A 22,836-nucleotide genomic window follows, 5' to 3' on the forward strand; every position below is an offset into this window, starting at 1 on the left:
GCCGTCATGAAGACCGGACTGAAGATCACCGCCTTCGCAGCCGCCGTCGCCGCGACCTTCGGCACCGCGTACGGGGTGGGCAAGGGCGTGGACCCCGTCACCGCGGGAGAACAGAGGACGGCAGGACACGCGGGGGCAGGACACGCGGGTGGAGGACATGAGAAGGAAGCGGAGGGAGCGGAGAAGGCGCAGGACGGGCACGCCGGGCACGGCACATCGGCCGCCGGGGCCGCCGCCGTCCCGGGCGGGCTGCAGATCTCCGAGCGCGGCTACACGCTCGACCTGCGGACCCGGCACATCGCGGCCGCCGGCGAGCGCAGCGAGCTGAGTTTCGCGATCACCAAGGACGACACGGGCCGCAAGGTCACCGCGTACCGGACGGAGCACGGCAAGCAGCTGCACCTGATCGTGGCCTCGCGGGACCTCACGGTCTACCGCCACCTGCACCCGGCCCGCGCGGCCGACGGCACCTGGAGGACGCCGGTCGAGCTGCCGAAGGCGGGCGGCTACCGCGTCTTCGCCGACTTCACCCCGCGGACGGAGAAGGAGGGCCTCACCCTCGGGGCGGACCTGTCGGTGGCCGGAAAGTACGCGCCCGGGGACCTCCCGGCGGCCTCCCGGACCGCCGACGCCGGCGACGGATACGAGGTGCGCCTGGGCGGCGGCCTCGGCGCGGGAGCGGCGAGCGAGCTGACCCTGAGCGTCGCGAGGAACGGGAAGCCGGTCACCGACCTCCAGCCCTACCTCGGCTCGTACGGGCACCTGGTCGCCCTGCGCTCCGGCGACCTCGCGTACCTCCACGTACACCCGAACAAGGGCGGGCCCGGGCCGGAGGTGTCGTTCACGGCGACGGCGCCCAGCAACGGGACGTACCGCCTCTTCCTGGACTTCAAGCACGACGGCACCGTGCGGACGGCGGAATTCACGGTGCACGCCGGGCGGAGCGCGAGTGATCATCCCCAGGAGCACGGCCACTGATCACCTGTCGGCGCGGGCCGTCTGCGCGTAGGCTGACCTATTGGACTAGACCTCTAGGACCTGTCGGGACGACAGGCCGGGGGCCCGGCCGCCACCGTATCCGCACCCGCCTTCGTAACCGACAGAGCCGACAGAGCCGACAAAAGGGGTCCCATGAGCAAGCGTGCAGTCCTGGAGGTGATCGCGCTCGGCGCCGAGGACGCCGTCGCGGCCCAGGCAGGAGGGGCCGACCGGCTCGAGCTGGTCACCGACATGGCGGCGGACGGGCTCACCCCGTCGCGCGAGACGTTCGGCCGGATCCGCGCGGCCGTCGGCATCTCACTGCGGGTCATGATCCGGCTCGCGGACGGTTTCGCCGCGGGCGACCTGGACGCGCTGGCCGAGACCGCGCGCGGGCTGCGCGCGGAAGGGGCCGACGAGTTCGTGCTCGGCTTCCTCGACCCGGCGGGCGACCCCGACCTCGCGGCGGTCGAACGCATCACGGCGGAGCTGGACGGCTGCCGCTGGACCTTCCACCGCGCGATCGACCGGGCGGCGGACCGCGACGCCCTGCGCAAGCAGCTCGCGCACGCGCCGGGCCTCGACACATATCTGACGGCCGGCTCGCCGGACGGCGTGGACGCCGGGCTCGACGTCCTCGCGGCGGAGGCGGCCCGCTCGGGCGAACCGGGTTACGAACAGCGGATCCTGGTCGGCGGCGGCCTCCGTCTCGACCACCTGCCGCGCCTGAAGGCGGCGGGCATCGACGCCTTCCACATCGGCGGCGCGGCCCGCCCCCAGGGCTGGACGGCCCCGGTGTCCGCGGACGCGGTCCGCGCGTGGCGGGAAGCGGTCGACGCGGGGAGGTAGGGCCCTACAGCGCTCCCCCGAGCTGCTCCGGCAGCTCCGCGGCGTGGACCACGACCAACCCGGAGACGGCTCGGGTCAGCGCCACGTACAGGCGACGCAGTCCGGTCCGCTCGTCGGGTTCGCCGTCGACCACGGCGGCGGGCTCGTCGAGGACCACGTAGTCGTATTCGAGGCCCTTCGCGAGCGAGGCCGGCACGAGGGTGAGGCGGGTCTGCGCGGTGGTCTCCTCGCCGGGGCCCAGGTAGGTGAGCCCGGCGTCGGCGAGGGCCTCGGCCAGGGCCGGGATGCGGGCGTCGGCGGCGATGAGGCCCACGGATCCCTCGCGCTCCAGCGCCTCCGCGCACGCGACGACCACGTCGTCGGCCCCGTTCGCCGCCTCCCGGACCTCGAAGGCGCCGGGGTTCTCCCGGACGGACGAGACGGGCGCGAGGCCGGGCGCGATGTGGGGCAGCAGCCGGGACGCGTACGCGATGACGTCGCGCGGCACGCGGAACCCGACGGTCAGCTCCTCGACCACGGCCTCCTCCTTACCCAGATGCCGCAGCGCCTCGGCCCAGCTGCGCGTGGCCCAGGGCGTCGTGCCCTGCGCGAGGTCGCCGAGCACGGTGGCGGACCCGGTGGTGCAGCGCCGCCCGACGGCCCGGTACTGCATGGGCGAGAGGTCCTGTGCCTCGTCGAGCACGACATGCCCGAGGGAGTGCGTACGGGCGACGAGATCGGTGACCTCGTCGATCAGCACGGCGTCGGCGGAGGACCACTTGGCGGCCCGCACGCTGCGCGCCGGACGCTCCCACAGCACGCACTTCTGCTCGTCCTCGCCGAGCACCCCCTCCGCGTGCTCGGCGAGGAACTCGGCGTCGGACAGCAGCCGCAGCACGAGCTTCGCGGGATCGACGGCGGGCCACAGGACCTTCACGGCGGCCTTGACGGCCGCGTTCCTGGCCACGGAGTCCTGCACACGGTCGTCGGGGGCTTCGCCCGACCGCTCCATCTGTACGAGAACGGCGTGGGCGATGCGCTGCGGAAGGGCGTCGCGGGCGGCGCCGTACCGCATGTCCCGGCCCATCAACTCCCTTACGATCTCCTCGAGTTCATACGCGGGCACGCGCCAGCGCCGGGACCCGCGCACGACCACGACGGGCTCCACGGGCAGCGTGATGTGCGAGCGCACGGCCCGCCGCAGCACCTCGGCCATCCGCGCGTCACCCTTGATCACGGCGGCGTCGGCGCTGTCGGCGCCCCGCACCTCCACATGGGCGACGAGGTCGTCGACGGTGGCCTGCTTGACCTCCAACTCGCCGAGGGCGGGGAGGACTTGCTCGATGTAGTGGAGGAAGGACCGGTTCGGTCCGATGACGAGGGTCCCGGTCCGGGCCAGCCGCTCGCGGTGGGCGTAGAGCAGGTAGGCGACACGGTGGAGGCCGACGGCGGTCTTACCGGTCCCGGGCCCTCCCTGGACGCACACGGACCCCGAGAGCCCGCTGCGCACGATCTCGTCCTGCTCGGGCTGGATGGTGGCGACGATGTCGCGCATGGGTCCGACGCGGGGGCGCTCGATCTCGGCCTGGAGCAGCGCGCTCACGACCTCGGCCTCGGCGGGGTCGGACAGCCGCTCGTCCTCGTACGCGGTGAGATCCCCGCCCGTGTAACCGAACCGCCGCCGCAGCCCGACGTCCATCGGGTCCTTCTTCGAGGCGCGGTAGAAGGGCTGCGAGACGGGGGCGCGCCAGTCGATGACCATCGGGTCGCCCACCGCGTCATGAACATGGCGCCGCCCGATGTAGAACCGCTCCCCCTCGGCCCCTTCGGCCTGGTCGGCGCCGGGGGCGTGCAGGTAGTCGAGCCGCCCGAAGAACAGGGGGGTGTGCGACAGATCGGCCAGGGCCTTGATCCGGTCGTCGATCTGGCGCTGCAGAACGGCGGCGTTCACCCAGTTCGCGGTCACGTCGGCGATGTCGAGGGATTCCACGTCCTCGCGCATGGCGCGCAGGGCGGCACGGGACGACGTGAGGTGGGCGCGCTCGCGGGAAAGCGGGTCGTCGAGGGACACGGGCTATGCCTCCGGGCTCCGGGGGTTCGGTTACACACGGCAGCCGGCCGGTTTCCGTCCGGGCGGCGGCACTCCACGGAGGGAGGCGGGCAAGGCGGACCACCTTACTCCCGCCCCGACACACGACCAACACATTTATTTCCCCGGGGAGCCATGGAGAGGGCCCTAGGGGGCGGAGTCACCCCCAGGGCGCACCCCCGCCGCCGCAACCTACGACTCCGGACCGATGTGCGCGGAATGCCCGTATTCCACCATGGAGGCATGACAACCATGACCTTCACCCACGGTGCCACCGCCGCCACGGAGACCCACCACCCCCACCGCCTCGGAAACGTCCTGCGAGCGGCCAAGGTCATCGTGACCACGGCGCTCGGCGTGGTCCTTCTGGGCGAGTACGACGAGGAGGCCGGCGTCCAGAAGCGATCAGCCGCGTACGAGCCGCCCCCGGACTAGAGCGACGGGGCCTGCCGACGGGCCCCGCCGACAGGGTCTAGGGTCGCCGCATGCGGGACGACCTGAGGAAAGCCTGGGCGGACACACTCGCCACGGCGCAGCCCACGACAGCCACCCCCACGACCCCGGAGGCCTACGCGGACGACCTCCTTGCCCGCTGGGCGGAGCCACAGCGCCGCTATCACACGACGACGCACCTCAAGGCGGTCCTGGACCACATCGACGCACTGGAGGACCACGCCGACGACCCGGCCCTGGTCCGCCTCGCGGCCTGGTTCCACGACGCGGTGTACCTCCCCGAGCGCTCGACGAACGAGGAACGCTCGGCGCGCCTCGCCGAACGGGCCCTGGCGGAAGTGGGCCTGACGGAGCGGCAGATCGACGAGGTGAGCCGCCTGGTCATGCTCACGGTGACGCACGACCCGGACGAGGACGACCACAACGGCGAGGTCCTGTGCGACGCGGACCTGGCGATCCTGGCGGAGTCGCCGGGCGCGTACGCGGCCTACGCGGCGGCGGTCCGGGAGGAGTACGGCTTCGTGCCGGACGAGCCGTTCCGCGAGGGCCGCGCCGCGGTACTGCGCCAACTCCTCGCCCTGCCCCGCCTGTTCCGCACCCCGTACGGCGCGGCGCACTGGGAGGAGCGGGCCCGCGAGAACCTCACGGCCGAGCTGGCCCTGCTGACTCCGCAAACCGGTTGATCGGCACGTGCGGCTGTCGCATCCTCGGCCCATGACACTCCTCACCATCGCGGCCGCGCGCGTACGCCTGCACGAGCTGTCCCTGGAGTCGGCCAGGGACCTGAACGCGGACAGCGGGTCGGGCGGCTTCGCCTGGCTGGACGGCGACGCACCGGACGGCACCCGGACCGGCTCGGGGATCACGGTGAAGGCGCACGCGGCGGGCACGTACCGCGACGGCTGGGGAACGTACGCGATCGTGCGGACCGAGGACGGGCGCGCGGTCGGCGGGATCGGCTTCCACAGCCCGCCGGACGAGGAGGGCCGCGTGGAGATCGGTTACGACGTGACGGAGGGGGCGCGCGGCCGGGGCTACGCGACGGAGGCGGTGACCGCGATAGCCACGTGGGCGCTGTCGCAGCCCGGCGTCACGGCGGTGACGGCGAACACGGACCTGGACAACGGGCTGTCCCAACGGGTACTTGAGCGCGCCGGTTTCGTACGGATCGCGACGACGCCGGACCTCTGCTCCTACGAACTGTCGGGAATTTAGGCGACACCTCGTCGCGTTGTGTCACGTCATGCCTGACTCCGCTCGAAAAGCTCCCGCCGACACCGCCGAAGACACCCCCGCGGGCGCCCCCACCCGCATGCCGCCGGCCGTCTACATCCTGGGCCTCGCGGTGTTCGCGCTGGGCACGTCCGAGTTCATGCTGTCCGGCATCCTGCCCGCGATCGCCGACGACATGGACGTCACGATCCCGCAGGCGGGCCTGCTGATATCGGCGTTCGCGATCGGCATGGTGGTGGGCGCCCCGCTGCTCGCCGTGGCGACGCTGCGCCTGCCGCGCCGCACCACACTCATCGCGCTGATCTCGGTGTTCGGCCTGGGCCAGGTCGCGGGCGCGCTGGCGCCGACGTACGCGGTCCTGTTCGCGTCGCGGATCGTGAGCGCGCTGGCCTGCGCCGGGTTCTGGGCCGTGGGCGCGGCGGTGGCCATCGCGATGGTGCCGGTGACCCAGCGGGCACGGGCCATGGCGGTGATGATCGGCGGTCTGTCGATCGCGAACGTGCTGGGTGTCCCGGCGGGCGCCTTCCTCGGTGACGGTCTGGGCTGGCGGGCGGCGTTCTGGGCGGTGGCCGTGGCGTCGGCGATCGCGCTGGTGGGGGTGGTGACGCTGATCCCGCGGATCCCGCTCCCGGCGCAGAGGCCGCGGCCGCGGCGCGAGCTGGCGATCTACCGGGACAGCCAGGTCTGGCTGTCGATCACGGTGACGGCGCTGGCCGCGGGCGGCGTGTTCTGCGCGTTCAGCTATCTGTCGCCGCTGCTCACGGATGTGGCGGGCCTGGACGAGGGCTGGGTCCCGACGGTCCTCGCGCTCTTCGGTGTCGGCGCGCTGGTCGGCACGACGGTCGGGGGCCGGGTCGCCGACGCGCATCTCTTCGGGGTGCTGCTGAGCGGGATCGCGGCGTCCACGGTGTTCCTGGTGGCACTGGCGCTGCTCGGCGGGTTCGCGGTGGCGGCGGTGGTGCTGTCGTTCCTGCTGGGCTTCTCGGCGTTCTACACGGCGCCGGCGCTGAACGCCCGCATGTTCAACGTGGCGGGCGCGGCCCCCACGCTCGCCGGGGCGACGACGACGGCGGCGTTCAACCTGGGCAACACGGGCGGGCCGTGGCTCGGCGGCACGGTGATCGACGCGGGGCTCGGCTACCCGGCGACGGCGTGGGCGGGCGCGGCGATGACGGTGACGGCGATCGGCGCGACGGCCGTGTCACTGCGCCTGCACCGCGGATCGGCCACGAAGCTCGTGGCGTCGTCCGGCCCCAAGGACCTCAACCTCCCACTGCGGGACGCCCCTTCGGCCTCCGCAACCCCGCCTCGGTGAGCCTGCGCACCAGCTCCTTCGAGCCGACCTTCACGGCCCCGGCCCGCACCGCGTCCTCATAGCGGTGCGACGGCAGGTCGTAGTGGTCGCGCTCGAAGGCGCGGGGCGGGACGCCGAGCCGCTCGGCGAAGAGATGGAGCTCGTCGAAGGAGACGTCGCTGACCACGTGGGACCACATGCGTCCGTGGCCGGGCCAGGTCGGCGGATCGATGTAGACAGTCATCGCGCGACGGTACCGAGGGACCCCACGGGCGCCACGACCACACCCGCCTCGCTGCACACCCAGTGCGGGTCGGGTCCCAACTCCGGTTCCACATCGAGGGCGTGGGGTTCGCCGGAGCCGCACACGGGGCACAGGGGCCAGCGGCCGGAGCGTTCGAGGAGTCCGTCCTGGACGTCCTGTGCGACGAGCCCGGCGACGTAGTCGACCCCCTCCGGCCACTGCTCGACCCACCAGCGACGGTGCACTATGGAGTCCTCGACCAGGGAGACGACGTCGGCGTGGGCGACCTCGCCGGAGCCGAGGTCGGCGAGTACGAGGGCGCGGGCCGCGTGCAGTGCCTGTTCGAGGGGGCTGATGTGGTCCATGCAGCCCATTGTGCTCCCTCGGCGTACGGGCTCCCAGAACGTCCGGAAGACCCGGAGTGACGTGCCGAACGGCACAGTCGAAGGACTCTTGACGTCTCACCCCCCTGAAAATATCTTTCAAATGTGACCAGCAACGTGAAGGAAATTTTCGCAGGCGACGCGCCGCCCGCCCCGGCCGCCCTCGCGGCCAAGGTGCGGACCCTCGCGCCGTCGATGACCCGCTCCATGCAGCGGGTCGCCGAGGCCGTGGCCGGGGACCCGGCCGGCTGCGCGGCCCTCACGGTCACCGGCCTGGCCGAGCTCACCGGCACCAGCGAGGCGACGGTGGTCCGTACCGCCCGCCTCCTCGGCTATCCCGGATACCGGGACCTGCGCCTCGCCCTCGCCGGGCTCGCCGCCCAGCAGCAGTCGGGCCGTGCCCCCGCCGTCACCGCGGACATAGCGGTCGACGACCCCATCGCCGACGTCGTCGCGAAGCTCGCGTACGACGAGCAGCAGACCCTCGCCGACACCGCGGCCGGCCTCGACACCGTGCAGCTCGGGGCGGCCGTGAACGCGCTGGCGGGCGCCCGCCGCATCGACATCTACGGCATCGGCGCGTCCAGCCTCGTCGGCCAGGACCTCGCCCAGAAGCTTCTGCGCATCGGGCTGATCGCCCACGCCCACGGCGACCCGCACCTGGCGATCACCAACGCCGTGCAGCTGCGCGCCAAGGACGTCGCCATCGCCATCACGCACTCCGGATCGACCGGCGACGTGATCGAGCCGCTGCGCGTCGCCTTCGAGCACGGCGCCGCCACGATCGCGATCACCGGCCGCCCCGACGGCCCGGTCTCGCAGTACGCCGACCACATATTGACCACGTCCACGGCGCGCGAGAGCGAGCTGCGGCCGGCCGCGATGTCGTCCCGCACGAGCCAGCTGCTCGTCGTGGACTGCCTGTTCGTGGGCGTCGCGCAGCGTACGTACGAGACGGCGGCCCCCGCCCTGTCGGCGTCGTACGAGGCGCTCGCGCACCGTCACACGCCGCGCGGCTCCCGCTAGGGGACGCACGCACGCCCTTCCTCCGCCCCCACTGCCGCACCGGAAAGAGCCGCACACGTCATGACCTCCACGACCGACGCCGCCGACAACTACAGCGAGCTGCGCGCCCAGCTCGCCACGCTCACCACCGAGGCGTTCCGCCCGGAGCTCTCCGAGATCGACCAGCTGTCGACGCTGGAGATCGCGCAGATCATGAACGGCGAGGACGCGAGCGTCCCCACCGCCGTCGCCGAGCAGCTCCCGCAGATCGCCTCCGCGATCGACGGCACGGCCGAGCGGATGGCCCGCGGCGGCCGCCTCGTCTACGCGGGCGCGGGCACGGCCGGCCGGCTCGGCGTCCTGGACGCGTCCGAGTGCCCGCCCACGTTCAACACCGACCCGAGCGAGGTCGTCGGTCTGATCGCGGGCGGCCCGAGCGCCATGGTCAAGGCGGTCGAGGGCGCCGAGGACTCCAAGGAGCTCGCGGCCGAGGACCTGGACGCGCTGGGTCTGACGGCGGACGACGTCGTGGTCGGCATCTCGGCCTCGGGCCGCACCCCGTACGCGATCGGCGCCGTCGAGCACGCGCGCGGCCGGGGAGCCCTCACGATCGGGCTGTCCTGCAACGCGGACAGCGCGCTCGCGGCGGCCGCGGACCACGGCATCGAGGTCGTCGTCGGCCCCGAGCTCCTCACCGGTTCGACCCGGCTGAAGGCGGGCACGGCCCAGAAGCTCGTCCTCAACATGCTGTCGACGATCACCATGATCCGGCTCGGCAAGACGTACGGGAACCTGATGGTGGACGTACGCGCCTCGAACGAGAAGCTGCGCGCCCGCTCCCGCCGGATCGTCGCCCTGGCCACCGGCGCGGACGACGCCGACATCGAGGCCGCGCTCGCCGCGACGGACGGGGAGGTGAAGAACGCCATCCTCGTGATCCTCGGATCGGTCGACGGTCCGACAGCCGCCCGCCTCCTGACCGACAGCAAGGGCCATCTGCGCGCCGCGCTCCAGGCCTCGGCCACGACCGCGTAGTCCCGCAGTCCAGCAGTCCCGTTTTTTGGGCCCCGCAGTCCCGCAGTCCCGTATTGCTCCACCCCCCACGCACCACGCACAGCAAGGCACCACGACCCATGGCTGACTCAAAGAACCGCGCCACGGCCGCCGCGATCCTTCCTCTCGTCGGCGGCGCATCGAACATCACGTCCGTAGCCCACTGCATGACCCGGCTCCGTCTCGGCCTGGCCGACCGCGCGCTCGTCGACGAGGACGCGCTGAAGGCCCTGCCCGACGTCATGGGCGTGGTCGACGACGAGACGTACCAGATCGTCCTCGGACCGGGAAAGGTCGCTCGGGTCACCCCGGAGTTCGAGACCCTGGTCGAGGAGGGCAGGGCCGCCGCACCCGCCGCCCCCGCCACCGCCCCCGCGGCCTCCGGGCCGCACACGGTCACGGCGGACGAACTCGCCGCCCAGGGCGCCGAGTTGAGGGCGTCCCGCAAGGCGAAGAACGCGACGCCGTTCAAGCTGTTCCTGCGCCGGATCGCGAACATCTTCGTGCCGCTGATCCCGGCCCTGATCGGCTGCGGCATCATCGCCGGCATCAACGGCCTGCTGATCAACCTGCACTGGCTGCCGGGCGTCACCCCCGCCCTGGCCGCCATCGCCTCCGGCTTCATGGCGCTGATCGCGGTCTTCGTCGGCTTCAACACGGCGAAGGAGTTCGGCGGTACGCCGATCCTGGGCGGCGCGGTCGCGGCGATCATCGTGTACGCGGGCGTCGCGAACATCGAGGCGTTCGGCCAGAAGCTGTCGCCCGGCCAGGGCGGCGTGCTGGGCGCGCTGGGCGCCGCGGTCCTCGCGACGTACATCGAGAAGTGGTGCAGGAAGTGGGTCCCGGAGGCGGTGGACGTGCTGGTCACGCCCACCCTCACGGTCCTGGTCTCCGGCCTGGTCACGATCTTCGGCCTGATGTTCGTGGCGGGTGAGATCTCCACGGGCATCGGCACCGCGGCGAACTGGCTCCTCGACAACACGGGCGCCTTCGCGGGCCTGGTCCTCGGCGGCCTGTTCCTCCCCCTGGTCATGCTGGGCCTGCACCAGGCCCTCATCCCCATCCACACCACGCTCATCGAGCAGCAGGGCTACACCGTCCTGCTGCCCGTCCTGGCGATGGCGGGCGCGGGCCAGGTCGGCTGTGCGATCGCGGTGTTCAAGCGCCTCAAGCACAACAAGTCGATCCGTACGACGATCAAGTCCGCCCTCCCCGCAGGCTTCCTGGGCGTCGGCGAACCCCTGATCTACGGCGTCTCGCTCCCGCTCGGCCGCCCCTTCGTCACGGCGTGCGTGGGCGGCGCGGCGGGCGGCGCGTTCGTCGGCTTCTTCTCGATGATCGGCGACAAGGTCGGCTCCACGGCGATCGGCCCCTCGGGCTGGGCCCTGTTCCCCCTCCTCGACGGCAACAAGGGCCTCGGCACGACGGTCGCGATCTACGGCGCCGGCCTGCTGGTCGGCTACATCGTGGGCTTCGTGGCGACGTACTTCTTCGGGTTCAGCAAGCAGATGCTGGTGGACCTGAACGTGGACACCCAGGCCGCCGCGGGCGAGTCCCCGGCCCCCGCGGGCACGACGGAACCGAGGGAACCCGCGAAGGTCTGACCGGCCACTCGCTCCCCCTGAGAGCCGGGGCCCGCACGGGCCCCGGCTCTCAGCTCTCCTGGACGCCGCCCGGCACTCGCGTGAAGCGGAGCGACCCGGCGACGGCGGTCAGCCCGCGCAGCATCCCCAGCTGGTTCCACCCCATGTCGAACTCCGTCCGGTCCACGGTGAATTCGGCCGCCAGTGTGACCGCGTCCGCGCCCTCCCGGGTCAGCCGCACCGGCACGGACACCGGCCTGCTGACACCGCGCACGGTCAGCCGACCGTCCACCCGCGCCGCGGCGTCCGCGCCGGTCTCGACACCCCGCACCTCGAAGGTGATCTCGGGGTGCTTCTCGACGTCGAAGAAGTCCGCCGAGCGCAGATGGGTGTCGCGCTTGGCGTTCTTGGTGTCGAGCGAGGCGACGTCCAGGGTCACGGCCCCGGTGACGGTCCCGTCCGGCCGGACCTCACCGCCCCCGCCGACGACACCGAAGGCGCCCTTGACGGTGACGAGCCCCCACATGGTGCGGTGCTTGAGCGCGATGGTGGAGGCGTCGGCGTCGAGCTGCCACTGCCCCGTTTCCACGGCGACGGTCATGACTTCTCCCGATTGCTGATCACTGAGCACGGGTCACCGAGCTCCGATAATCCAAATTTGGATTACTCGTGCACCTCACGGTAGCCACTGATCCAAATTTGCACAACCGGTAGGGCAAATTTGGACAACCGGTAAACTCGGGCCCCATGAGCGACGACGCGGCAGAACCCGACGAGAGCCCGTCCGGCTGTCCGAGCGCGGGCGCCGGCCTGCTGCCGCCCGAACTGCGCGCGTGGATGCTGCTGCTCGCGGCCACCGGAGGCGTGGAACAGCGGCTGCGCACCGTCGTCAAGGAGCAACTCGGCGTCTCCCACGACGAGTTCCTCATCCTGTGCCTGCTCGCGGAGGAGAAGGGCGAGTCCACGGAAGGCGGCGTCCGCATGACCCGCATAGCCGACCTGCTCGGCCGCCCCAAGACCCGCCTCACCTACCAGGTGGCCCTGCTCCAGCGCGCCGGACTCGTCACCCGCGCCTCGGCCTGCGGCGACAGGCGCGGCGTCGAGGTCGCCCTCACCGACAAGGCCCGCACCCTCCTGCGACAGGCCTCGGCCGCCCTGGCCGCCACGGTCACCGACGCCATCGCCCAGTTCGTCGGCGCCGCCCAGCAGGAAGCGCTGCACAGCCTCTTCCCCGCGCCCGAAGAGGCGCGTAACTGATCAGGGCAGTCGCCCCTCCCGGTTCACCACCCGCACCCGCGCCCGCAGCTCCTCCGCGACGGGCGCCGGCTCCACCGCCTCCGGCGGACAGTCCCACTCGCGCCCGCCGCCGGGCGGCCGCAACTGCACGTAACCGCCCTCACGCCCCATGACCTGCCCGACGCGTCCGTCCCGTACGTCGATCACGTACGCGCCGATGTTCACGCGCCACGCCTGTCGTGCAGTACGGCGGCCAGCCGCATCGCCGTATCGAGATTCACGCACCCCAGGTCCACCAGCGGATAACCGACCTCCCCCGCCGCCGACACGGGGTCGACCCGCAGGGACGGCAGCAGCACGCCCAGCACACCGAGTTCGGCCCGCAGTTGCGCGACGGTCTCCTCGACCACCCGCAGCCGCTCCGCGTCCCGCACCACCATCACCCGCTCCTTCACGCCAAGTTCCGCTTTCACCACCCAGCGTGACGGGACCGGTCCTACGCTTTCCAGAGCCACCGGCCCAACAAACCCTTTGCTGCTCTGGGAGTCGATGCACGTGACCGGACCGAAGGACCTCGACCCCGCCTCCCGCCGCGTCATGGTCGGCGAGGAACTCCGCCACGCGAGAGAGCGGGCCGGCCTCACTCAACAGGCTCTGGGCGAGCTGCTGTTCGTGAGCGGTTCGTACGTCGGCCAGATGGAGGCGGGTACGCGCAGGATCCTGCCGGACATGGCGGAACGGCTGGACGAGGCGCTGGGGACAGCGGGGTTCTTCGTCCGGCACGGGGTGAAGGCGAACGAGTCGAAGCACCCCGAGCACTTCGCGGAGGCAGCCGAGGCGGAGGCCGTCGCGATCGAGATCAGACAGTACGAGTCGCTGCTGATCCCTGGCCTGCTGCAAACACCGGCTTACGCCCGCGCGGTCTTCCTGGCCTACCAGCCCACGGCTCCGGAAGAGGCGATCGACAAACTGGTGGCTGCCCGGATGGAACGGACCCACCTCCTCGACAATCCAACAAAGCCGTTGTTGTGGGAAGTCCTTGACGAGGCGGTTCTGCGGCGAGAGGTCGGCGGACCGGCGGTGATGGCTGAGGCTCTGCGACACGTCGCGACACTGGCGAGCAGGCGGCGGGTAATCATCCAAGTGGTGCCGTTCTCAGCGGGGGCACATGCATCCCTGGACGGGCCACTCAAGGTCATGTACTTCAAAGACGCGCCCCCGCTGTCTTTCGTCGACGCCTCCGGAACAGGCCAGTTGATGGACGATCCCGCCACGGTGGCTCGCCATCAACTGTCCTACGATCTACTCAGGGCCAATGCCCTCACGCCGAGGCAATCTCTAGCCCTGATCGCATCAGTGGCGGAGGATTATGCGCATGAAGATCACGCCCCAGGATCCTGACCTGACCACGGCCACCTGGCACAAGTCCAGCTACAGCGGCGGCAGCGGCGGAGAGTGCCTCGAAGTCACCCACGACCACCCCGGCCTCGCCCCCGTCCGCGACTCCAAGAACCCCGACGGCCCGAAGCTCGTGCTCCGGGCGGAGGCCTGGTCCGCGTTCATCACGGATCTCAAGGGAGATCGCTAGGGCGTGTCCGCCCGCCCGCCCCGGCAGTGGCGCGAGATTGCCCCGGAAGCGAGGCTGATTGGCCCGGATCTGCCGATCTCCCTGTCGGGGGCGGGGTCAGCCAGGGCCGGGCCCCGGTCCACCAGCCATCTGCGGCGGAGCTCGGCGGGGTTTGGCAGATTCGGGCCACAAGCTCATTCGGAGCTCAAGTCGCCGGCCCCGAGCGCTCCCTTCAAGGAAGCGGGAGGCGGGTCTCAACCCGCCCTTCGACCCACGGGGATGAACCGGCCTCAACTGCCGTATCAGAATGGCCTCATGAGCCACGACCGCGAACACCCGGACGACGACCGCGTCTTCGTCCGGAGCAACTGGGGCACGAACCGCTACGTCTACAACGCGCGCAACCCCGTCGGACGCGTCCTCATCGTCGGCTCGCTGCTGTTCGCGGCGGGTGCGCTCTACGTGCTGTACCACCCGGATCTCTTCCGGGGCGGCTGGGACGGTGACGACCTGCGGACCGCGGTGACGGGCGCGACGACGCAGCTGTCGCGGGAGAAGACCGGCCCGGGCACCGACACCGGCCTGTACGCGGACATCCTGACGCAGGACATCGCGCGGCACGGGAAGGGCCCGGAAGACGCCCTCACCGTCACCCTCGCCTCCGACCCGCCCGAATCCACGATCTGGTACGGCGGCACCGAGGACGCCGACTTCTCGGTCGAGGCCCGCGGCACCGATACCGCCTTCTGTCTGCACGTCCACGCGGTGCAGCGGCCGAAGGCGATGGGCTACGACACCGTGGACTTCACCGTCGACGACGGGAACTGCCCCGGAGGGACCACCGGGGCGCCTTGACGGCGTCCGGCGCTCCACATGCGCCCGCGCGAGCCGTCGCGCATTCTGAAGGTATGGCTGAGAGCACGTTCTCGAAGATTTCCTGGACCGAGTTCCGTCCCGACCAGGGGAGGCTGACCGCCGGCGCCGTGCTGACCGGCGCCGGGATGCTGGTCTCCGCGGCGGGTGTCGGCCTGCTGGTCTATGAGCTGGTCCGCGCGGGCCGTACCTGGACCAGCGGCTGGGAGGTGCCGCCCGGCGAGCTCGCCGCCCGGACCCTCCACCAGGCGCAGACCGCCGCCCAGGCGGGGCGCGACGCGTGGCGCACCTACGAGGAGCAGGCGGTCTGACAACACGCCGTCGGCCCCCGGGACCAAGTGGTCCCGGGGGCCGACAGAGATGTACTTACCGATCCGTCAGGATCAGAAGTCCATGTCACCGCCCGGCATGCCGCCCGGAGCGCCGCCGGCGGCGGCCTTCTCCGGCTTGTCGGCGATGACGGCCTCGGTGGTGAGGAACAGCGCGGCGATGGACGCGGCGTTCTGCAGCGCGGAACGCGTGACCTTCGCCGGGTCGAGGATGCCCTCGGCGATCATGTCGACGTACTCGCCGGTCGCGGCGTTCAGGCCGTGGCCGATGGGAAGGTTGCGGACCTTCTCCACGACGACGCCACCCTCGAGACCACCGTTGACGGCGATCTGCTTGAGCGGGGCCTCCAGCGCGAGCTTCACGGCGTTGGCGCCGGTCGCCTCGTCACCGTCGAGCTCGAGCTTCTCGAAGACCGCGGAGGCCTGCAGCAGGGCCACGCCACCACCGGCGACGATGCCCTCCTCGACGGCCGCCTTCGCGTTGCGAACGGCGTCCTCGATGCGGTGCTTGCGCTCCTTGAGCTCGACCTCGGTCGCGGCACCGGCCTTGATGACCGCAACACCGCCGGCGAGCTTCGCCAGGCGCTCCTGCAGCTTCTCGCGGTCGTAGTCGCTGTCCGAGTTCTCGATCTCGGCACGGATCTGGTTGACGCGGCCCTGGACCTGGTCGCTGTCACCGGCGCCGTCGACGATCGTCGTCTCGTCCTTGGTGATGACGACCTTGCGGGCGCGGCCGAGCAGGTCGAGACCGGCGTTCTCCAGCTTGAGGCCGACCTCCTCGGAGATGACGGTGCCACCGGTGAGGATGGCGATGTCGCCGAGCATGGCCTTGCGGCGGTCACCGAAGCCCGGGGCCTTGACGGCGACGGACTTGAAGGTGCCACGGATCTTGTTGACGACCAGGGTCGAAAGGGCCTCGCCCTCGACGTCCTCGGCGATGATCAGCAGCGGCTTGCCGGACTGCATGACCTTCTCGAGCAGCGGAAGGAGGTCCTTCACGTTGCCGATCTTGGAGTTGACGATGAGGATGTACGGGTCGTCGAGCGACGCCTCCATACGCTCCATGTCGGTGGCGAAGTACGCCGAGATGTAGCCCTTGTCGAAGCGCATGCCCTCGGTGAGCTCAAGCTCGAGACCGAAGGTCTGCGACTCCTCGACGGTGATGACGCCTTCCTTGCCGACCTTGTCCATCGCCTCGGCGATGAGCTCGCCGATCTGGGTGTCGGCGGCGGAGATGGAGGCCGTGGAAGCGATCTGCTCCTTGGTCTCGACATCCTTGGCCTGCTCGAGCAGGGCGGCGGAGACGGCCTCGACGGCCTTCTCGATGCCGCGCTTGAGGGCCATCGGGTTGGCGCCGGCCGCGACGTTGCGCAGGCCTTCCTTGACGAGCGCCTGGGCGAGGACGGTCGCGGTCGTCGTGCCGTCACCGGCGACGTCGTCCGTCTTCTTCGCGACCTCCTTGACCAGCTCGGCGCCGATCTTCTCGTACGGGTCCTCGAGCTCGATCTCCTTGGCGATGGACACACCATCGTTGGTGATCGTGGGGGCGCCCCACTTCTTCTCGAGGACGACGTTGCGACCCTTGGGGCCCAGGGTCACCTTGACGGCGTCGGCGAGCTGGTTCATGCCGCGCTCGAGGCCGCGCCGTGCCTCCTCGTCGAACGCGATGATCTTGGCCATGTGAAGTGGTCCTCCCGGACGGGGTGGAAACGCAAACGGACCGTGCTGGTGCCCGCGACGGACGGCCTGCGTGCCGTGTGGTTCCTTGCCCCACCCGGCCTGCGAGCCTCACCGACCCGATCCAAGTTCTGTCACTCTCACCTTCAGAGTGCTAACGCAATGATTAGCACTCGACCTAGGAGAGTGCAAGCGCCTCCGGCAGACGCGCGGTCCCCGCGGGCGGCCCACGCGAGCCGCCCGCACACGCACGAGAGGCCCGCACCCCTCGCGGGGTACGGGCCTCTCGGCGTGAGTGTGTCGGTGGCCGATCGCGCCGAGATCAGACGGCGAGCTTGACCATGTCCGCCTGCGGACCCTTCTGGCCCTGCGAGATCTCGAATTCGACTCGCTGACCCTCTTCAAGGGTGCGGTATCCGTCCATCTGGATGGCGCTGTAGTGGACGAATACATCCGCACCACCGTCGACCGCGATGAAGCCGTACCCCTTCTCCGCGTTGAACCACTTGACGGTGCCCTGAGCCATGACTAACTCCCCTATTACTGGCCCTTGCACAGGCCCGCACTTCGCGGACCCGGGTCAGACCTCACGCCCCATTGGTTGGAGGTGTGCGCCGGAACGCGTCGACCGCGGCTGAATGTATCTGCCCAACTGCCGTCTGCAACAGGTCAATCGGACGAGAATTCTGGGCACGGCAGAGCGGTAATAAGCGGCGGAGTCATTGGATTCCGGGGCAACTCGGGCCCGACAAATGCCACGAACACCCGATAAGGGCGGGGCACTTTGGCTGCTTCTTGTCGGGCGGCGGCCGACTTCATATATGCGCTCGGCACAGGCGCGAAGCTCGCTTCCCAACTCTACCGCGCTCAACCATGCAGAATTGCCCCCTCCGCTTCTCTCGCGGAGGGGGCAATTCAGGTGACTCTGTGTGGCCTTGCAAGGCCGGGCGATCAGCCGCCGGCACGGTGCCCGACGGTCAGCCTCCGGCGACGGCCGGGATGATCGAGACGCCCGCGCCTGCCGGCGTCGCCGTCTCCAGGCCCTGCTCGAAGCGCACGTCGTCGTCGTTCACGTACACGTTCACGAAGCGGCGCAGCTTGCCCTGGTCGTCCAGGACGCGGGCCGCGATGCCCGTGTGGTTCTTCTCCAGGTCGGCGATGACCTCGGAGAGGGTCGCGCCCTCGGCGGCGACCTCGGCCTTGCCGCCGGTGTAGGTGCGCAGGATGGTGGGGATGCGGACGTTGACGCTCATGGGGGCTGCAGCCTTTCCGTGCGGGTGTCGCGGGAGTGCGCGGGTCTTCAGTGGGCGAGGCCCGCGTCGCGGAACGCGTCCAGGCTCGGGCGGATGGTGGCGGTCGCCTGGGACGTCTCGGCGACCGCGTCGAGGGTCTTGAGGCCGTCACCGGTGTTGAGGACGACGGTGGTGAGCGTCGGGTCGATCAGGCCGGCCTCGATCAGCTTCTTCGTCACGCCGACCGTCACACCGCCCGCGGTCTCCGCGAAGATGCCCTCGGTCTGCGCCAGGAGCTTGATCGCCTCGACGACCTGCTCGTCGTTGACGTCCTCCACGGCGCCGCCGGTGCGGCGGGCGATGTCGAGGACGTACGGCCCGTCGGCCGGGTTGCCGATGGCCAGGGACTTGGCGATCGTGTTCGGCTTCTGCGGCCGCACGACGTCGTGGCCGCCCTTGTAGGCGACGGACACCGGCGAGCAGCCCTCGGCCTGGGCGCCGAAGAGCTTGTACGGCTTGTCCTCGACGAGGCCGAGCTTGATCAGCTCCTGGAGGCCCTTGTCGATCTTCGTGAACTGGGAGCCGGACGCGATCGGGATGACCAGCTGGTCCGGGAGGCGCCAGCCGAGCTGCTCGCAGATCTCGTACGCGAGCGTCTTGGAGCCCTCGCCGTAGTACGGACGCAGGTTGACGTTGACGAAGCCCCAGCCCTCGCCGAGCGGGTCGCCGATGAGCTCGGAGCAGAAGCGGTTGACGTCGTCGTAGTTGCCCTCGATGCCGACGAGTTCGCCGCCGTAGACCGCGGCCATGACGACCTTGCCCTGCTCCAGGTCGTGCGGGATGAACACGCAGGAGCGGAAGCCGGCGCGGGCCGCGGCGGCGCCGACGGCGCCGGCGAGGTTGCCGGTGGAGGAGCAGGACAGGGTGGTGAAGCCGAAGGCGCGGGCGGCCTCGATGGCCTGGGCGACGACGCGGTCCTTGAAGGAGTGCGTGGGGTTGCCGGAGTCGTCCTTGACGAACAGCTTGCCCTGCTCGACGCCGAGTTCACGGGCGAGGTTGTCGGCCTTGACGAGCTTGGTCCAGCCGGGGTTCAGGTTCGGCTTCTCGGCGACGTCGGCCGGGACGGGCAGGAGAGGGGCGTAGCGCCAGATGTTGGCGGGTCCGGCCTCGATCTCCTTGCGCAGCGACTCGGGGTCGCCGACCGGCAGGTCGTAGGAGACTTCGAGCGGCCCGAAACACTCGGCACAGGCGAAGATCGGTCCGAGCGGGAAGCTGGTGCCGCACTCGCGGCAGGAAAGCGCCGATGCGGGTCCGAGATCAACGGAAGTGGTGGTGGCGACAGTCTGCGCAGCCATGATGGCGAGGCCCTTTCTCCTCATCTTCCTCGCGGCGCATCTCGCCACGAGACGGAATTGGCACCTTCCCCACCTGGACCTCGACAAGGTCGGCGGGAGGGTTGCCGGGACTTCAACGGGCCGTATCCCTCTGTCCCTCTGGATGAGCGCTATTCGGTTGTTGAGCTGGCACTTGATCACTCAAGCGCGGCGGCGACCCCGACATGCGATGGTCACCGGCGTTGTTCAAGACTGTAACCGAAGGCCTGGACGCTTGAGATAGTCGTCCGAACCGCGAGATGGATCACAGTTCGTGATCAGACAGTTCAGACAGTGAGGAGCCGCGCACCGTGCTGGAAGAAGTAGAGCGCTGGCTGAGCAGGCGTTCCTGGTCGGTGTCGGACCGTCCGCTCCCTCAGCTGATCGCCGCCAAGCGCGCCTCGGGCACCTCGGTGAGCGTGGTGCTGCCCGCGCTGAACGAGGAGGAGACGGTCGGCGAGATCGTCGCCGAGATCCGTCGCGCCCTGATGACGGAGCGGGTGCCGCTGGTCGACGAGCTGGTGGTGATCGACTCGGGCTCGACGGACCGTACGGCCGAGGTCGCGCGGGCCGCCGGGGCGCGCGTCGTGCACCGGGACACGATCCTGCCGAGGATCCCGGCCGTGCCCGGCAAGGGCGAGGTGCTGTGGCGCTCGCTGCTCGTGACGGGCGGCGACATCGTCTGTTTCGTCGACGCGGATCTGAAGGAGTTCTCCGCGGACTTCGTCTCGGGGATCGTGGGCCCGCTGCTCACGGATCCCGGCGTGGACTTCGTGAAGGCGATGTACGACCGCCCGCTCGGGTCCGCCGCGGGCCAGGGGGGCCGGGTCACGGAGCTGGTGGCGCGCCCGGTCCTCAATCTGCACTGGCCGCTGCTCGCCGGGTTCGTGCAGCCGCTCGGCGGCGAGTACGCGGCCCGCAGATCGCTCCTGGAGCGCCTGCCGTTCCCCGTCGGTTACGGGGTCGAGCTCGGTCTTCTCGTCGACGCGCTGCACACGGTGGGCCTGGACGCGCTCGGGCAGGTCGACGTGGGGGTGCGCAAGCACCGGCACCAGGACGGGCAGGCGCTCGGCCGGATGGCCGCGGCGATCTACCGCACCGCGCAGCTGCGGCTCGCACGCGGGCATCTCGTGCGTCCGGTGCTCACCCAGTTCGAGCGCGGGGAACAGGGATTCGAGCCGCGCACGCACGACGTGGACACCGAGGAACGCCCCCCGATGACCCAAATCACCGAGTACGCGGAGCGCCGCGTGGCGTAGCCAGGGGCAATCGTATGTTTTGCCTACATTGCCCTTTATGTGGCTCAGACAAGTTTCGGGTGAGCGACGGCTGCGCGCAGCCGCGACCCGCACCGCCGGGGCGCTCGTCGCCACGGTCACCGCACTGACGGCGCTCGGCGCCGCGGCCCCCGCCGCGGCGGACGTGGTCGCGCCGTTCACCAAGCGCTACGACGAATCGCTGTACGGCGACTTCGTGACCATCGGCAACACGGTCATGGGCTGCCCGGCCGCGCCGGCCGACCTCGCGACGCGCTGCGCGGCCGCCGCCGGCGGCGGCCGGGGCGGCGACGAGACGTTCGTGATGCAGCGCGTCAACACGGCCCGTACGACGGCCGGTTACGGCTCCAGCACCGGCCGGGTGACGATCCCGCCGGGCGCGAAGGTGGCGTACGCCCGCCTGTTCTTCGGCGGCAACGACGGTACGTACAGGGGCCCGAGCGGCGCGCGGCTCGCGCGGTGCGACATCTCCGGCGCCGATGTGCGGCCCTCACCGGGCTCCCCGCTCGCCGCCGTACCCGTGCTGGGCGTGAACGGCGGCGCGGCTGCGAGGGTTTCCGTCGAGGACCTGGTCCAGGACCCGGCGACGATCAACGGCCCGCACTACTACACGGGCGAGGCCGACGTCACGAGCATGTTCGCCGGCGTCACCGGCACCGGCGCGCCCGTCCCCGTCGCGGTCGGCGGCGTCTGGGCGCCCGACGGCAAGGGCTGCGTGGCCGGCTGGTCGATGACCGTCGTCTACAAGTACGGCGCCCCGAACGCCGAGTACGCGCCGGAGCGCCGCAACGTGTACGTCTACGGCGGACACGTCCTCCAGCGCCCCGTCTCGCCGGCGACCACGATCGGCGTGGACGGCTTCCACCGCGCGGGCGGCGGCAGGGTGCGGGCGGGCGTCTCCACGTACGAGGGCGGCTGGAACACGCTGGGCGACCGGTTCCTGGTCGACGGCAAGAACGTCACCGAAGCCCACACCGGCAACTCCTACCTCAGCGAGAGCGACGGCGCCGTCGCCCCGGAGGCGGCCGACGACCTGAGCGTCGACGCGAAGGCGTTCGAGCTGCCCGCCGGGACCATCCCGCCCGGCGCCACCTCCACCGAGCTGACGTTCACCACCCAGGGCGACACCCGTGTCCCCTCGGCGCTCGCGCTGTCCGTCCCGGTCCCGGACCTGGAGGTCACCAGGACGGCGAGCCCGCAGACGGCCCGCCCCGGCGACATCCTGACGTACACGGTCACGGCGAAGAACGTCGGCTCGCTCGACTACCCGAACGCCAGGTTCAGCGACGACCTGACCGGCAGCCTCGACGACGCGGCGTACAACGGCGACGTGCGCACGGACCTCGGCCACGTCGCGTACAGCGCGCCGAGGATCGGCTACACCGGTGACATCCCCGCGGGGAAGACCGTCACCGTCACGTACTCGGTGAGGATCCACGACCCGGTGCGCGGCGACGGGAAGCTGCCCGGCGGCGTCGAGGTGCAGTCACCGCGCTCCAACTGCGCGGCGGGCAGCGCCGACCCGAGCTGCGGGACCGCCCCCGAGATCGAGAAGCCGCCGCCCCCGGCGCCGCCCGCCCTGCGCATCACGAACGTGCCGGAGCGGCCCGCCGTGCCGCCGTGCGAGGAGACCGGGAACACCGTCACGATCGCCGACTTCTCGGCCAGGGAGCGCACCGGCGCCGCCGTCGAGTGGCCCGTGACGGCGGGCTCGGCCCCGGTCGCCTCCGCCGGGAGCATCACGAAGCGGGGGTCCGTGTACGTCTGGAAGGGTGACGTCGCGGCACACGGCAAGGTCGTCATCACACAGCGCGTGAAGGCGTCCTGCACGACGGGCGAGGCCACCGCGATCACCGTGACGGCCGGCGTGCCGCGCACCAACTGCCCGAAGGCCCGGCCCGGCGCGGACGACCCGTGCACCTCGGTCATCACCGCCAGGCGGGAGCAGGCCCGCCCCGCCCCACCTCAGGACTCGCACCGCTCGCACGGCAGCGCACTGGCCGACACCGGCGACTCGGACACGTTCCTGTACGGCGGTCTCGCGGGCGCTCTGTGCGGGCTCGGCGTCCTCGCGGTGGCGGCGGCGCGCAGCCGGCGTGACTGACCCGCGCGGGTAACGACGGCGCAGG

Annotated in this window: 26 protein-coding genes and 1 riboswitch; of the genes, 16 read left to right on the forward strand and 10 right to left on the reverse strand. The window is 71.0% G+C overall.

Going from position 1 to position 22,836, the window contains the following annotated elements:
- Positions 1-6: 6 nt before the first annotated feature.
- Both LGI35_RS21335 and LGI35_RS21340 read left to right on the forward strand, forming a co-directional pair.
- The gene (locus tag LGI35_RS21335) at positions 7-978 is read left to right on the forward strand and encodes a hypothetical protein (RefSeq protein WP_227295491.1); all 972 of its coding nucleotides are present in this window, start codon (positions 7-9) and stop codon (positions 976-978) included.
- Positions 979-1,131: 153 nt separating this feature from the next.
- Positions 1,132-1,827, forward strand: coding sequence for a copper homeostasis protein CutC (locus LGI35_RS21340; RefSeq protein WP_227295492.1), 696 nt, complete (start codon positions 1,132-1,134; stop codon positions 1,825-1,827).
- 4 nt (positions 1,828-1,831) lie between these two features.
- Here LGI35_RS21340 and LGI35_RS21345 read toward each other — a convergent pair whose 3' ends face one another.
- Entirely contained in the window at positions 1,832-3,877 is a 2,046-nt protein-coding gene (locus LGI35_RS21345; RefSeq protein WP_227295494.1) for a HelD family protein, read from the reverse strand.
- A gap of 261 nt (positions 3,878-4,138) precedes the next feature.
- Here LGI35_RS21345 and LGI35_RS21350 point away from each other — a divergent pair, with 261 nt between their 5' ends.
- The 4 genes from LGI35_RS21350 (at position 4,139) to LGI35_RS21365 (ending at position 6,896) form a co-directional block, all read left to right on the forward strand.
- Positions 4,139-4,330: a hypothetical protein gene (locus tag LGI35_RS21350; RefSeq protein WP_227295496.1), complete on the forward strand. Its 192-nt coding sequence runs from the start codon at positions 4,139-4,141 to the stop codon at positions 4,328-4,330.
- Positions 4,331-4,380: 50 nt separating this feature from the next.
- Complete coding sequence (locus LGI35_RS21355) at positions 4,381-5,031, forward strand: HD domain-containing protein (protein ID WP_227295498.1); 651 nt, start codon at positions 4,381-4,383, stop codon at positions 5,029-5,031.
- Positions 5,032-5,062: 31 nt separating this feature from the next.
- Positions 5,063-5,563 carry a GNAT family N-acetyltransferase gene (locus LGI35_RS21360; RefSeq protein ID WP_227295500.1) on the forward strand — a complete coding sequence of 167 codons (501 nt, stop codon included), beginning with the start codon at positions 5,063-5,065 and terminating at the stop codon, positions 5,561-5,563.
- A gap of 97 nt (positions 5,564-5,660) precedes the next feature.
- Entirely contained in the window at positions 5,661-6,896 is a 1,236-nt protein-coding gene (locus tag LGI35_RS21365; protein ID WP_227300422.1) for a Cmx/CmrA family chloramphenicol efflux MFS transporter, read from the forward strand.
- Here LGI35_RS21365 and LGI35_RS21370 read toward each other — a convergent pair.
- Together LGI35_RS21370 and LGI35_RS21375 are read right to left on the reverse strand one after the other, a co-directional pair.
- The gene (locus LGI35_RS21370) at positions 6,844-7,119 is read right to left on the reverse strand and encodes a DUF4031 domain-containing protein (protein ID WP_116512368.1); all 276 of its coding nucleotides are present in this window, start codon (positions 7,117-7,119) and stop codon (positions 6,844-6,846) included. The genes LGI35_RS21365 and LGI35_RS21370 overlap by 53 nt on opposite strands.
- On the reverse strand, positions 7,116-7,484 hold the full coding sequence (locus LGI35_RS21375; RefSeq protein WP_227295502.1) for a hypothetical protein: 369 nt from the start codon (positions 7,482-7,484) through the stop codon (positions 7,116-7,118). Before LGI35_RS21375 ends, LGI35_RS21370 begins: the two co-directional genes overlap by 4 nt.
- A gap of 123 nt (positions 7,485-7,607) precedes the next feature.
- Here LGI35_RS21375 and LGI35_RS21380 point away from each other — a divergent pair, with 123 nt between their 5' ends.
- From LGI35_RS21380 to LGI35_RS21390, 3 genes are all read left to right on the forward strand, one after another.
- Positions 7,608-8,528: a MurR/RpiR family transcriptional regulator gene (locus LGI35_RS21380; protein WP_116512367.1), complete on the forward strand. Its 921-nt coding sequence runs from the start codon at positions 7,608-7,610 to the stop codon at positions 8,526-8,528.
- 60 nt (positions 8,529-8,588) lie between these two features.
- A complete protein-coding gene (gene murQ, locus LGI35_RS21385) occupies positions 8,589-9,542 on the forward strand; it encodes an N-acetylmuramic acid 6-phosphate etherase (RefSeq protein WP_227295504.1) in 954 nt (317 codons plus the stop codon).
- A 98-nt stretch (positions 9,543-9,640) separates the two neighbouring features.
- A complete protein-coding gene (locus LGI35_RS21390; protein ID WP_227295506.1) occupies positions 9,641-11,164 on the forward strand; it encodes a PTS transporter subunit EIIC in 1,524 nt (507 codons plus the stop codon).
- A 49-nt stretch (positions 11,165-11,213) separates the two neighbouring features.
- Here LGI35_RS21390 and LGI35_RS21395 read toward each other — a convergent pair whose 3' ends face one another.
- Complete coding sequence (locus tag LGI35_RS21395) at positions 11,214-11,744, reverse strand: YceI family protein (RefSeq protein WP_227295508.1); 531 nt, start codon at positions 11,742-11,744, stop codon at positions 11,214-11,216.
- Positions 11,745-11,890: 146 nt separating this feature from the next.
- Here LGI35_RS21395 and LGI35_RS21400 point away from each other — a divergent pair, with 146 nt between their 5' ends.
- Positions 11,891-12,400 carry a MarR family winged helix-turn-helix transcriptional regulator gene (locus LGI35_RS21400; RefSeq protein WP_227295510.1) on the forward strand — a complete coding sequence of 170 codons (510 nt, stop codon included), beginning with the start codon at positions 11,891-11,893 and terminating at the stop codon, positions 12,398-12,400.
- Here LGI35_RS21400 and LGI35_RS21405 read toward each other — a convergent pair whose 3' ends face one another.
- A complete protein-coding gene (locus tag LGI35_RS21405) occupies positions 12,401-12,604 on the reverse strand; it encodes a hypothetical protein (RefSeq protein WP_100595718.1) in 204 nt (67 codons plus the stop codon).
- On the reverse strand, positions 12,601-12,834 hold the full coding sequence (locus LGI35_RS21410; RefSeq protein WP_376227612.1) for a hypothetical protein: 234 nt from the start codon (positions 12,832-12,834) through the stop codon (positions 12,601-12,603). Before LGI35_RS21410 ends, LGI35_RS21405 begins: the two co-directional genes overlap by 4 nt.
- 94 nt (positions 12,835-12,928) lie before the next feature.
- On the opposite strand from LGI35_RS21410, the gene LGI35_RS21415 reads away from it, so the two are divergent.
- The 4 genes from LGI35_RS21415 (at position 12,929) to LGI35_RS21430 (ending at position 15,130) form a co-directional block, all read left to right on the forward strand.
- Positions 12,929-13,780 (forward strand): helix-turn-helix domain-containing protein, encoded by an 852-nt coding sequence (locus LGI35_RS21415; protein WP_376227610.1) that lies wholly within the window; start codon positions 12,929-12,931, stop codon positions 13,778-13,780.
- Positions 13,755-13,967: a DUF397 domain-containing protein gene (locus LGI35_RS21420; protein ID WP_227295514.1), complete on the forward strand. Its 213-nt coding sequence runs from the start codon at positions 13,755-13,757 to the stop codon at positions 13,965-13,967. The genes LGI35_RS21415 and LGI35_RS21420 overlap by 26 nt, the downstream gene beginning before the upstream one ends.
- A 294-nt stretch (positions 13,968-14,261) precedes the next feature.
- Positions 14,262-14,801 carry a hypothetical protein gene (locus LGI35_RS21425; RefSeq protein WP_227295516.1) on the forward strand — a complete coding sequence of 180 codons (540 nt, stop codon included), beginning with the start codon at positions 14,262-14,264 and terminating at the stop codon, positions 14,799-14,801.
- Between the two features lie 53 nt (positions 14,802-14,854).
- On the forward strand, positions 14,855-15,130 hold the full coding sequence (locus tag LGI35_RS21430; RefSeq protein WP_227295518.1) for a hypothetical protein: 276 nt from the start codon (positions 14,855-14,857) through the stop codon (positions 15,128-15,130).
- 72 nt (positions 15,131-15,202) lie between these two features.
- Here the strand turns inward: LGI35_RS21430 and groL are convergent, their stop codons facing one another.
- The 4 genes from groL to thrC form a co-directional block, all read right to left on the reverse strand.
- Positions 15,203-16,828, reverse strand: a complete 1,626-nt coding sequence (gene groL, locus LGI35_RS21435) for a chaperonin GroEL (protein ID WP_116512355.1) — start codon at positions 16,826-16,828, stop codon at positions 15,203-15,205.
- A gap of 319 nt (positions 16,829-17,147) precedes the next feature.
- Positions 17,148-17,351, reverse strand: coding sequence for a cold-shock protein (locus LGI35_RS21440; protein ID WP_005315736.1), 204 nt, complete (start codon positions 17,349-17,351; stop codon positions 17,148-17,150).
- A 451-nt stretch (positions 17,352-17,802) separates the two neighbouring features.
- Positions 17,803-18,078, reverse strand: a complete 276-nt coding sequence (locus LGI35_RS21445; protein WP_100595710.1) for a MoaD/ThiS family protein — start codon at positions 18,076-18,078, stop codon at positions 17,803-17,805.
- Positions 18,079-18,125: 47 nt separating this feature from the next.
- Entirely contained in the window at positions 18,126-19,412 is a 1,287-nt protein-coding gene (gene thrC / locus LGI35_RS21450) for a threonine synthase (protein ID WP_227295520.1), read from the reverse strand.
- 17 nt (positions 19,413-19,429) lie between these two features.
- Positions 19,430-19,561: riboswitch (SAM riboswitch) on the reverse strand.
- A 180-nt stretch (positions 19,562-19,741) separates the two neighbouring features.
- Here thrC and LGI35_RS21455 point away from each other — a divergent pair.
- Positions 19,742-20,689, forward strand: coding sequence for a glucosyl-3-phosphoglycerate synthase (locus LGI35_RS21455; RefSeq protein WP_227295522.1), 948 nt, complete (start codon positions 19,742-19,744; stop codon positions 20,687-20,689).
- Positions 20,690-20,726: 37 nt separating this feature from the next.
- Positions 20,727-22,811, forward strand: a complete 2,085-nt coding sequence (locus LGI35_RS21460; RefSeq protein ID WP_227295524.1) for a DUF7927 domain-containing protein — start codon at positions 20,727-20,729, stop codon at positions 22,809-22,811.
- The last annotated feature ends 25 nt before the right edge of the window (positions 22,812-22,836 follow it).

It is taken from the genome of Streptomyces longhuiensis, from assembly GCF_020616555.1.
Lineage (GTDB): Bacteria > Actinomycetota > Actinomycetes > Streptomycetales > Streptomycetaceae > Streptomyces > Streptomyces longhuiensis.